Origin of the sequence: Ramlibacter sp. (assembly GCF_028292805.1) — a bacterium.
GTDB lineage: Bacteria > Pseudomonadota > Gammaproteobacteria > Burkholderiales > Burkholderiaceae_C > Ramlibacter.
Window position 1 is genome coordinate 1 of the sequence record NZ_JAQGLS010000299.1, and the last position, 10367, is coordinate 10367.

At 70.3% G+C, this 10367-nt stretch carries 8 protein-coding genes and 1 pseudogene; 5 read left to right on the forward strand and 4 right to left on the reverse strand.

The window, feature by feature from the left end:
• Positions 1–1679, reverse strand: a 1679-nt coding sequence (locus JWP65_RS18170; protein WP_299766283.1) for an ATP-dependent DNA helicase RecQ, incomplete at its 3' end; no start/stop codon positions are given.
• A 53-nt stretch (positions 1680–1732) separates the two neighbouring features.
• Complete coding sequence (locus JWP65_RS18175) at positions 1733–2071, reverse strand: hypothetical protein (protein ID WP_299766284.1); 339 nt, start codon at positions 2069–2071, stop codon at positions 1733–1735.
• 266 nt (positions 2072–2337) lie between these two features.
• On the opposite strand from JWP65_RS18175, the pseudogene JWP65_RS18180 reads away from it, so the two are divergent.
• The 3 genes and pseudogenes from JWP65_RS18180 to JWP65_RS18190 all read left to right on the forward strand — a co-directional run.
• Positions 2338–2511, forward strand: a pseudogene (locus JWP65_RS18180) (4-coumarate--CoA ligase); the annotation flags it as partial.
• Between the two features lie 239 nt (positions 2512–2750).
• Positions 2751–3014, forward strand: a complete 264-nt coding sequence (locus JWP65_RS18185) for a hypothetical protein (protein ID WP_299766286.1) — start codon at positions 2751–2753, stop codon at positions 3012–3014.
• 198 nt (positions 3015–3212) lie between these two features.
• The gene (locus JWP65_RS18190; RefSeq protein ID WP_299766289.1) at positions 3213–4907 is read left to right on the forward strand and encodes a methyl-accepting chemotaxis protein; all 1695 of its coding nucleotides are present in this window, start codon (positions 3213–3215) and stop codon (positions 4905–4907) included.
• Here JWP65_RS18190 and JWP65_RS18195 read toward each other — a convergent pair.
• Positions 4794–7811, reverse strand: a complete 3018-nt coding sequence (locus JWP65_RS18195) for an L-glutamate gamma-semialdehyde dehydrogenase (protein WP_299766291.1) — start codon at positions 7809–7811, stop codon at positions 4794–4796. The two genes, JWP65_RS18190 and JWP65_RS18195, sit on opposite strands and share 114 nt — an antisense overlap.
• 90 nt (positions 7812–7901) lie before the next feature.
• Between JWP65_RS18195 and JWP65_RS18200 the strand changes: the two genes are divergently transcribed.
• Positions 7902–8381 carry an Lrp/AsnC ligand binding domain-containing protein gene (locus JWP65_RS18200; protein WP_299766293.1) on the forward strand — a complete coding sequence of 160 codons (480 nt, stop codon included), beginning with the start codon at positions 7902–7904 and terminating at the stop codon, positions 8379–8381.
• Between the two features lie 188 nt (positions 8382–8569).
• On the opposite strand, the gene JWP65_RS18205 is transcribed toward JWP65_RS18200, so the two are convergent.
• Entirely contained in the window at positions 8570–9289 is a 720-nt protein-coding gene (locus JWP65_RS18205; RefSeq protein WP_299766295.1) for a YggS family pyridoxal phosphate-dependent enzyme, read from the reverse strand.
• Positions 9290–9358: 69 nt separating this feature from the next.
• Between JWP65_RS18205 and JWP65_RS18210 the strand changes: the two genes are divergently transcribed.
• Positions 9359–10367, forward strand: a 1009-nt coding sequence (locus JWP65_RS18210; protein WP_299766297.1) for a type IV pilus twitching motility protein PilT, incomplete at its 3' end; no start/stop codon positions are given.

The window sequence follows — 10367 nt, forward strand, 5'->3', positions numbered from 1 at the left end:
GCGCCGGCCGGCTTGCGCGCGCGCCGCGCGGGCGTCGCCCGGCGCACGAACTCGGGCAGGAAGCTGCGCCGGCTGCGGTCGGCAAAGGCCACCGTCACCTGCGTGGCGCTGGCCTCCTCGACGACGCCGCGCCCGTAGCGACGCACTTCCACCAGCTCGCCGCGGGCGAAGGCCGTCGGCTCGGCCGCTTGCTGCGCCTGCGCGTCGGGGGCCGGTGCCTTGCGCAGCAGCTCCTCCACCACCGCCTCCTCGTGGGCGGCGATGCGGCGGCAGTTGTCGCAGTGGTTGCAGCGCTCCAGCGGCGAGCCGCCTTCCAGGTGGTCGAGCAGCACGCGCCAGCGGCACTGGCCGGTCTGCGCGTAGAACACCATGCGCTCCAGCGCCTCCCGGTCCAGGTCCCGCTTGCGGCCGTAGGACGCGGTCAGCGCGCGGATGCGCGCGCCGTCGGCCGCCTTTTGCAGCAGCCGCAGCGTGCCGTCGCGCGCCTGCGCCACGATCTTGTCCTTGCGCAGCAGGCCCAGTGCCACCTGCACCTTGGAGCGCGGCCGCGCCACCCGCGCTTGCAGCAGCTGCAGGGTCCAGGCGCCGGCGCCTTCGGGCGGATCCTGCTGCAGCGCCTGCACCACCGCGGCGGCGTCGTCCTCGTCCGGATAACGGCCGGCCATGAAGAACTGCTGGATCGCCTTGTCGCCGCGCAGGAACAACAGGGTGCAACGCGCCGGTGCGCCGTCGCGGCCGGCACGGCCGGCTTCCTGGTAGTACGCCTCCAGCGTCGCTGGCAGCTGGTAGTGCAGCACGAAGCGGATGTCGGGCTTGTCGATGCCCAGGCCGAAGGCGTTGGTCGCGACCATCACCCGCCGCCGGCCCTGCATGAAGTCTTCCTGGACTGCATGGCGCTCGGCCGCGGCCAGCTTGCCGTGGTAGATGCCGACCGACTCGCCGGCGCCCTGCAGCGCCTCGTACACCGTCTGCGCGGCCTTGACGGTGGCCGAGTAGATGATGCCGCTGCCCTCACAGCCGTGCACCAGCTTGAGGACCTGCGCCAGCTTGTCGGCCTCCCTGGCCAGCGCCAGCACCCGCAGGTCGAGGTTGGCGCGGTAGGAACTGGTGTTGATCACGCCTTTGGCCGGGATGCCCAGCTGCTGGCAGATGTCGGCGGCGATCTCGTCGGTGGCGGTGGCGGTCAGCGCCAGCACCGTCGGCCGGCCCAGCCGCGCCAGCAGCTGGCCCACTTCGAGGAAGGCCGGGCGGAAATCGTGGCCCCACTGCGAGATGCAGTGCGCCTCGTCCACCGCCAGCAGCGCCACCGGGTGCGACAGCAGCAGATCCTGGAACGCCGGCTCGGCCAGCCGCTCGGGCGTGGTCATGATGATGCGGGCGCTGCCGTCAGCCACCGCCTTTTCGGCGGCCCGCGCTTCCTCGCTGTCGTTGGCGCTGTTGACCTGGACGGCGGCGATGCCCAGGGCCTGCAGCGATTCGCACTGGTCCTTCATCAGGGCGATCAGCGGCGACACCACCACCGTGCGGCCTTGCAGCAGCAGGGCCGGCAGCTGGTAGCACAGCGACTTGCCGGCGCCGGTGGGCATCACGGCCAGTGTCGGCTGGCCCGCCAGCACGCGCTCGATCACCGTCGCCTGGCCGGGCCGCAGCCGGTGCAGGCCGAAGGTCTTGCGCAGCACCGTGCCGACCCGGCGCCCGGCCGCTGCGTCCGGGGCCGTCGCCGCAACGCGGGTCAGGGCTTGCCTCCACCAATGTCGTTTTCGTCCGAGGCAGCGTCGCCGTTGTCCAGGTCGGTGAACTCCATGCCGTCGGGGTCGGCTTCCGGAAAGCCTTCACCCTCGGCGAGATTGACGATGCGGTCCGGCATGATGTCGCTGCCTTCGCGGGCGTCGGAGCCGGCCACCGCGCCGCGCGAGCCGGTGCCGGCCGCGTCGCTGTCCTCATGGGCTTCGCTGGTGCCGATGGCGTCGCTGCCGCTGTCGGAGTTGTCGCTGGGACCCAGCAGGTCCGCGTCGCGACCGCTGGGCTGGGCTGGCGCGACGTCCGCGCCGAGGATGCTGCTGAAGGCCATGTCCGTCTCCTTGGTTGGCAATACAGCCAGTCTGGACCGGGCTGGGCCGGTGGGCCGTCGGCAGTCGCATCGGCGGCTTGTCGGACGCAGCGCCTCCCGTACAGTGCAACGCCGGGCAGCCCGGCCCTGATGATCGATCTCCCAGCCGCCGGATTGCCCCCTTCCAGGCCATGCCCGACCTGTTGCGGGTCCATGCGCGGGAGTTCGTCCGGCAGCACCGGCCAAGGCCCAGGGCGTCGTGCAGCCGCACGGCATGCGTGGGTGACCTGGCCGAGCGGCTGCGCGCCACCCACGCGATGCTGGTTCCGGTGCAGGACCAGCGGCTGATGGCGCTGCCGCACTTGGACCGGCGCGACCCGTCTTTAAGACCAAGTTCTGCACCAGCGCCCGGTTCGCCGCGGCGCTGAAGGCCGTCGCGCTGGCCCGGCTTTCTTGCCGAACTGCAGCGCAGCGAGATCGGCAAGGTCCTCAAGCGCCAGCTGCGCCAGGCGTACCGCACCGCCGGCTGCCGTCAGCCCGGCGCGGCGGGCGCTGACACGGCTGCGGCCCGAACCGGCGATGCCGCTGTGCCGCGCGCTGACGCCCGCTGCGGATTCCTGCCGTCCGCGGCTCTCCGCCTGCACCCACAGGCTGGCCGCCGCCGGCGCAGCATCCTGAAGGCTTCGCAGGGAGATCCTTCATGAAATACATGCACAAGGCAGTCTGGCAGGCAGACGGCAACCTGGTGATCCGCGGCAACACCCGCGCACTGTTGTTCCGCGCCCTGGACGATGCCCGTCACGAGCTGCGCCGGCATGGTGAAAGCGCCGACCCGCAGGTCGCCCGCACGCTGCAGGCGCTGACCGAGGTGCTGGGCGGCTACGACGGTCAACTGCCCAGCGCGGTGGAGCTGCTGGGCGATCCGGACCGCGAGTGCCTGGCGCGCAATCTCCTGAAGTGCTGATCCGGCGGGCGCAGCCCGCGGCATGCGGTATTTCACGGAGAAGGACGATTTCACACTACAGCGGGGTGCCGGGCTCCTTGTGCTGGATCGGCCATTAAGGCAAATTCTGTAACTACAAGTTACGACCGGTGCGCCGCGCCGGTTTCCGTTCAGGAGAATCATGCCTTTGCAGCCCGCCCGCGCCGGCAATCCGGCGCCATGAGGTACTTTCAGAACCGGGGCATCGCCACCCGCCTCTGGCTCAGCTTCGGCTTCATGATCGTGCTGCTGGTGAGCGTGGCCGGCTTCGGCCTGCACCAGCTGCAACGCATGCAGGCCCAGGCCGAGACCCTGGTCAAGCAGCACATCGAGATGCTGGACGTCGTCGGCCAGCTGCAGGATCTGGGCGCCCAGCGCGAAGCCATGGTCCGCGAGCTGGCCACCGCCGCCACGGCGGAGGACCAGGCCGGCGCGGTGCACAAGCTGCAGGCCAACACGATGACCTACGGCGGCGTGGCGCGCCGTTTTTCCGAGGTCGCGACGGGCGAGCGCTCGCGCGCCGTCGCCATCAGCATCCTGGAAGTCGGCCGCGCCGTTGCGGCACTGGAGAAGCCGCTGCTGGATTCGCAGGAGCAGACCGTCGATGCGGCCAAGCGGGACCAGGCCTTGACTGCCCTGCCGAAATACCGGGAACTGCACGGCCTGTTGCTGGCCTCCTTCAGTGCGGCCCGGGCCGACGCCGATACGTCCGTGGCGCAAGCGCGCGGCCAGTTCGATCTGGTGGTCACGCTGATCGCCGGCATTGCCGCCGCCGCCATCCTGGTCGGCGCGGCGGTGGCCTTCGTCACCACCCGGGGCGTGGTGCGCCCCTTGCATGCGGCCCGGGAAGCGGCGCTGCAGGTCGCCCAGGGCGACCTGACGCAGGAGCTGGAAACCGACGGCATCGACGAGACGGCGCAACTGGTGGGCGCGCTGGAGTGGATGCGCATGTCGCTGGCCGATGCGGTCGGCGACATCCGGCAGGCCGCCATCGGCGTGCGCGGCGGCGCCCAGTCCATCGAGCGCGGCAATGCGAGCCTGGCCGCTCGGACCGAGGACCAGGCGGCGAGCTTGGAGGAGACGGCCTCCAGCATCGAGCAATTGACGGCCACCGTGCAGCAGAACGCGCAAGGCGCGGGCGAGGCCAACCGGCTGGCGCAGGAAACATCGGCCGTCGCCACCCGTGGCGGCGAGGCGGTGCGCGCCGTCGTCAGCACGATGCAGGGCATCCAGGCGGCCTCGCGCCGCATCGCCGACATCACCAGCGTGATCGACGGCATCGCCTTCCAGACCAACATCCTGGCCCTGAATGCGGCAGTGGAGGCGGCGCGCGCCGGCGACCAGGGCCGCGGCTTTGCCGTGGTGGCGGCCGAAGTGCGCTCGCTGGCGCAGCGCTCGGCGCAGGCGGCCAAGGAGATCAAGGGCCTGATCGAGGACTCCAGCGGGCGGGTCGAGGGCGGCGTGCGGCAGGTGGAACAGGCCGGCGGCACGATGGACGAGATCGTCGCCTCGGTGCGCAAGGTCAATGCGCTGATCGCCGAGATCGCCCACGCCAGCAACGAGCAGCTGGCCGGCATCCAGCAGGTCAACCAGGCCATCGTCCAGATGGAGGGCCATACCCAGCAGAACGCCTCGATGGTGGACCAGGCAGCGGGCGCCGCCGAGCACCTGGCGCAGCAGGCCAGCCTGCTGGTGCAGACCGTCGCCAAGTTCAAGGTCAAGGACGATGTCGGCGCAGCGCCGGCGCCGCAGCCGGCCGCCTCAGGCCAGCAGCGCCACGTTGCCGCCGGCGGCGGTGGTGTTGACGGTCACCGTCTGCTCGCCGCAAAACCGGGTCAGGTAGTGCGGCCCTCCGGCCTTGGGGCCGGTGCCTGACAGGCCTTCGCCGCCGAACGGCTGCACGCCCACCACCGCGCCGATCATGGTGCGGTTGACGTAGACGTTGCCGCTGCGGGCTTGGCGCGCCAGTGCCTCGGCGCGGCTGTCGATGCGGGTCTGGATGCCCAGCGTCAGGCCATAGCCGAGCCGGTTGATGGCGGCGATCACCGCCTGCGGATCGCCGCGCCAGCGCACCACCTGCAGCACCGGACCGAAGATCTCCTGCGTGACGTCGGCGATGCTTGTCACTTCGAAGGCTTGCGGTGCGATGAGCCGGGTCCGGGCATCGAATGCCGAGGGCGCCAGCAGCGGCCGCGCCTGCGTGTGCAGCCGGTCCAGGTGGCGCTGCAGGCCCTCGAACGCCTCGTCGTCGATCACCGGGCCGACGTCGGTTTGCCACAGCGCCGGCGCGCCGGTGGCGAGCTCGCGCGCCGCCCCCTGCACCATCGCGATCACGGCGTCGGCGATGCCTTCTTGCACGCACAGCAGGCGCAGCGCGGAGCAGCGCTGGCCGGCCGAGCGAAAGGCGCTTTGCACCACGGCGTCGGCCACCTGTTCCGGCAAGGCGGTGGAGTCGACCAGCATGGCGTTGATGCCGCCGGTCTCGGCAATCAGCGGAACGATGGGGCCGTCCTTGGCCGCCAGCGCGCGCTGGATGACTTTGGCCACCGCGGTGGAGCCGGTGAAGACCACGCCGGCGATGCCGGGCTGGTCCACCAGCGCCGCGCCGATGGTCTCGCCCGCTCCGTGCAGCAATTGCAGCGCCGCGGCCGGCACGCCGGCCGCGTGCAGCAGCCGCACCGCCTCGGCGGCGGTGGCCGGGGTTTGCTCGGCCGGCTTGGCCAGCACGGTGTTGCCGGTGACCAGCGCCGCGGCCACCTGGCCGGTGAAGATCGCCAGCGGAAAGTTCCAGGGGCTGATGCAGGCCCAGGGGCCGCGCCCGTGCAGCCGCAGCAGGTTGGTCTCGCCGGTCGGGCCGGGTAGCGCGATGGGCTGCATGACACGCTCGGCCTCATTGGCGTAGTAGCGCAGGAAGTCGATCGCCTCGCGCACTTCGGAGACGCAGTCGCCCCAGGTCTTGCAAGCTTCCTTGACCAGCAGGGCGGACAGCTGCGGCAGCTGCGCCTGCATCGCATCGGCGGCGCTGCGCAGGATGCCGGCGCGGTGTTCGACCGTCGTGCCCGACCAGTGTTCGAAGGCGGCGTCGGCGCTCGCCACTGCGGACTGGACTTGCCCGATGTCGGCCAGCGGGATCTGCGGCAGCGTGCACTGCGCCAGTGCCGCCGCGAGCGGGGCGCGCATGGCCGGCACTGCCAGGTCGAGGCCGTCGCTGTTGCGGCGGGTGGCGCCGTACAGGTCGGGCGGCAGTGGCAGCGCCACTTCGGTCACCAGCTGCAGCGGCGAGCGCAACAGGTCGTCCATGCCCAGCGACTCGTCGGCCAGCTGGTGCACGAAGGAGGAGTTGGCGCCGTTCTCCAGCAGCCGGCGCACCAGGTAGGCGAGCAAGTCGCGGTGGATGCCGACCGGCGCGTAGACGCGCACCGGTATGGCTCCTGCCCCTCGGGGGGGAGGCTGGTTGGGAACAGGCCTCGATCCGACCGAAGGGGTCTGCCGCGACAGTTCGCGGTAGATCCCTTCGCCCATGCCATGCAGGCGTTGCAGCTCGAACGGCGCGCCGGTGGCGCGTCCCATCTGCAGGATCGCCGCGATGGTGCCGGCGTTGTGGGTGGCGAACTGCGGATAGATTGCGTCGGGCGCGGCCAGCAAGGCGCGGGCGCAGGCCAGGTAGGAGACATCGGTGTGGTGCTTGTGGGTGAACACCGGGTAGTGCGGCAGCCCCAGCTCCTGGGCGCGCTTGATCTCGGCGTCCCAGTAGGCGCCCTTGACCAGCCGGCACATCAGGCCGATGCGGTGCTGGCGCGCGACCCCCACCACGTGCCCGATCAATTCCAGCGCGCGGCTCTGGTAGGCCTGCAGCGCCAACCCCAAGCCTCGCCACCGCGGGTGCTGGCGCGCCACCTGCCGCGCCAGCGCCTCGAACACTTCCAGCGACAGCTCCAGCCGCTCGACCTCCTCGGCGTCGATGGTGAGGTTGATGTTGGCCCGCGCCGCCTGTTGGCACAGGCCCCACACCGGCGGCACCAGCTCGCGCAGCACGCGCTCGCGCTGCAGCGCCTCGTAGCGCGGATGCAGCGCGCTCAGCTTGATCGAGATGCCGTCGTTGTGCTGCACCGGCTGGCGGGCGTCGGCCTGGGTGGCGATGGCGCGGATCGCCTCCTGGTAATGCGACAGGTAGCGGGCCGCGCCTTCGGCGGTGCGCGCGCCTTCGCCGAGCATGTCGTACGAAAAGCGCATGCCGGGCTGGCGCCGGCGCGCGCCGCTGGCCTCGCTCATGGCTTGGACGATGTCCTGTCCCAGGACGAACTGGCGCCCCAGCAACTGGACGGCGCGCACGGTGGCGGCGACCACGGTGCGGGCACCCAGCTTGCCCAGCAGACCGGGCTGCGTTGTCGCAGTCTCACCCGGCAGCAATGTCTTTGACAGCGCGATGGCGCTTCGCGACAGCCGGGCCAGCGCGCCATCGGCGGCGCCGTCGAAATCGGCGCGCGACAACTGGTCGGCAGTCAGCGCGATCGCGGTTTCGGCGTCCGGCACCCGCAGCAGCGCCTCTGCCAGCCGCATCAAAGCCAGTCCCTCGGCGCTGGAGATCGGGTATTCCTTGAGCAGGCTTTCCATCGCCCAGAACGGCGGCGGGTTGCGCCGCACCGCCTCCACCCAGGGCGCCGCGACCGCGACTGCGGCGGCCCAGTCCAGGGCAGCGTGCAGCGCCTGCAGCCGGTCGGTGACGACGGCGGCTTCCGGGCGGCAGGGATCGGGCAGGCGTTGCGGGCTGTCTGGCATGGCGGGTTCCTGTGGATCGCATCCATGGTGGCCCGGCATTGGCCTAGTTTTTCGCTAAAGTTCGTCGCTTCAACGAACGAATCTTCGAGCATGGCCTGCACCGCAGACGCCCTGGACCGCATCGACCTGAAGATCCTGCAGGTGCTGCAGGCGGACGGCCGCCTGTCCAACCTCAAGCTCGCCGAGCTGGTGGCGCTGTCGCCGACGGCGGTGCTGGCGCGGGTGCAGCGGCTCACGCGCGACGGCTACATCCTGGGCTACGAGGCGCGGCTGAACCCGCTCAAGCTCGGCGCCGGCCTGCTGGTGTTCGTCGAGGTGCTGCTGGACCGGACCACCCCCAACGTGTTCGAGGCTTTCAAGGCGGCGGTGCGGGTCTATCCGCAAATCATGGAGTGCCACATGGTGGCCGGTGGCTTCGACTACCTGCTCAAAACCCGCGTGGCCGACATGCATGCCTACCGCGACTTCGCCGGCACGGTGCTGTGGCAACTGCCCGGGGTGCGCGAAACCCGGACTTATGCGGTGATGGAGGAGGTCAAGAGCAGCGCGCAGCTGCCGCTGCGGGTGTAGCTTGTCGCGCTGGCGGCCAGCCAGCGTGTGCGGATGGCACCCGCCGGCGGCGGCATGGCGCTGCAAATCTGCATGCCCAGCCCGAGGCCGACCGCTGCCGCATGACGGTCAAGACCACGGTGGCGGGCAAGGCCGGGACAATGCAGATGGAAGGCTCGGCCAGTGGCGCAAGGCCGATGGCGGCAACATCAAGCCGATCGCGCCACCGAAGAAGTGACATTGGCGTCGCTGCGGCCGCCAAAGATGGCGGTGCCCACCCGCACCAGGGTGCTGCCGGCCTGGATCGCTGCTTCGAGATCGGCCGTCATGCCCATCGACAAGGTGTCCAGCGCCAGCCCGGCATCGCGCAGGCTGTCGAACAGCCGCCGCGCCTTCTGGTGCACGGCCAGCTGGCTGGCGAAGTCGGGTGCCGGCTCGGGGATCGTCATCAGGCCGCGCAGCCGCAGGTTCGGCAAGGCGGCCACCTCGCGCGCCAGCGCCAGCGCCCCGGCCGGTGGCACGCCCGCCTTGGTCGGCCCGCCGTCGACGTTGACCTGGATGCAGACCTGCAGCGGCGGCAAGCGGGTGTCGCGCTGCTCGGACAGCCGCTGTGCGACCGTGAGCCGGTCCACCGTGTGCGCCCAGTCGAAGTGCGCCGCCACCAGCCGCGACTTGTTGCTCTGGATCGGCCCGATGCAGTGCCACTGCAGTTGCAAGTCGGCCAGCAGCGCCGCTTTTTCCACCCCCTCCTTGATGTAGTTCTCGCCGAACGCGGCCTGGCCCTGCGCCTGCGCGGCGCGCACGGCCTCGGGCCCGAACGTCTTGGACACGGCGAGCAGCGTGACATCGTTCACGTCACGTCCGGCGGCCGTGCAGGCGGCGGCGATCCGCTGGTGGAGGCGCTGGAGGTTGTCCGCAATCGTGGTCATAATTGCCCAGCCACCCCGGGGCCGGGACTGCCTGCCGTCGGAGGGAGAGGTATCAAAGAAGAGGGATCCGTGGATATTACCCAGCTGCTGGCATTCAGCGTCAAGAACAAGGCGTCCGACCTGCACCTTTCGGCCGGCCTGCCGCCGATGATCCGGGTGCACGGGGACGTGCGCCGCATCAACGTCGACCCCATGGATCACAAGCAGGTGCATGCCATGGTGTACGACATCATGAACGACACCCAGCGCAAGAACTACGAGGAGTTCCTGGAAGTCGACTTCTCGTTCGAGATCGAGGGCCTGGCGCGCTTTCGCGTCAACGCCTTCAACCAGAACCGCGGCGCCGGCGCCGTGTTCCGCACCATTCCGTCCAAGATCCTGACGCTGGAGCAGCTGAACGCGCCCAAGATCTTCCAGGATCTGGCGCTCAAGCCGCGCGGCATGGTGCTGGTGACGGGCCCCACCGGGTCCGGCAAGTCCACCACGCTGGCGGCGATGGTCAACCACCTGAACGAAACCGAGTACGGCCACATCCTGACGGTGGAAGACCCGATCGAATTCGTGCACGAGTCCAAGAAGTGCCTGGTGAACCAGCGCGAGGTGGGGCCGATGACGCTGTCGTTCGCCAACGCGCTGAAGTCGGCGCTGCGCGAGGACCCGGACTGCATCCTGGTGGGCGAAATGCGCGACCTGGAAACCATTCGGCTGGCGATGACGGCGGCGGAAACCGGCCACCTGGTGTTCGGCACCCTGCACACCTCGAGCGCCGCCAAGACCATCGACCGGATCATCGACGTGTTCCCGGCCGAGGAAAAGGAAATGGTCCGCGCCATGCTGTCGGAGTCGCTGCAGGCGGTGATCTCGCAGACGCTGTGCAAGACCAAGGACGGAACCGGCCGGGTGGCGGCGCACGAGATCATGCTGGGCACCTCGGCCATCCGCAACCTGATCCGCGAAGCCAAGGTGGCGCAGATGTACTCGTCGATCCAGACCGGCAACAGCGTGGGCATGCAGACGTTGGACCAGAACCTGACCGACCTGGTCAAGCGCAACCAGATCAGCGCCGCCGAAGCCCGCG

Excerpts from the sequence above, each read along its gene's own strand:
- JWP65_RS18175 (WP_299766284.1), bottom strand. The coding sequence starts at position 2,071 with ATGGCCTTCAGCAGCATCCTCGGCGCGGACGTCGCGCCAGCCCAGCCC.
- JWP65_RS18185 (WP_299766286.1), top strand. The coding sequence starts at position 2,751 with ATGAAATACATGCACAAGGCAGTCTGGCAGGCAGACGGCAACCTGGTG.
- JWP65_RS18190 (WP_299766289.1), top strand. The coding sequence starts at position 3,213 with ATGAGGTACTTTCAGAACCGGGGCATCGCCACCCGCCTCTGGCTCAGC.
- JWP65_RS18195 (WP_299766291.1), bottom strand. The coding sequence starts at position 7,811 with ATGCCAGACAGCCCGCAACGCCTGCCCGATCCCTGCCGCCCGGAAGCC.
- JWP65_RS18200 (WP_299766293.1), top strand. The coding sequence starts at position 7,902 with ATGGCCTGCACCGCAGACGCCCTGGACCGCATCGACCTGAAGATCCTG.
- JWP65_RS18205 (WP_299766295.1), bottom strand. The coding sequence starts at position 9,289 with ATGACCACGATTGCGGACAACCTCCAGCGCCTCCACCAGCGGATCGCC.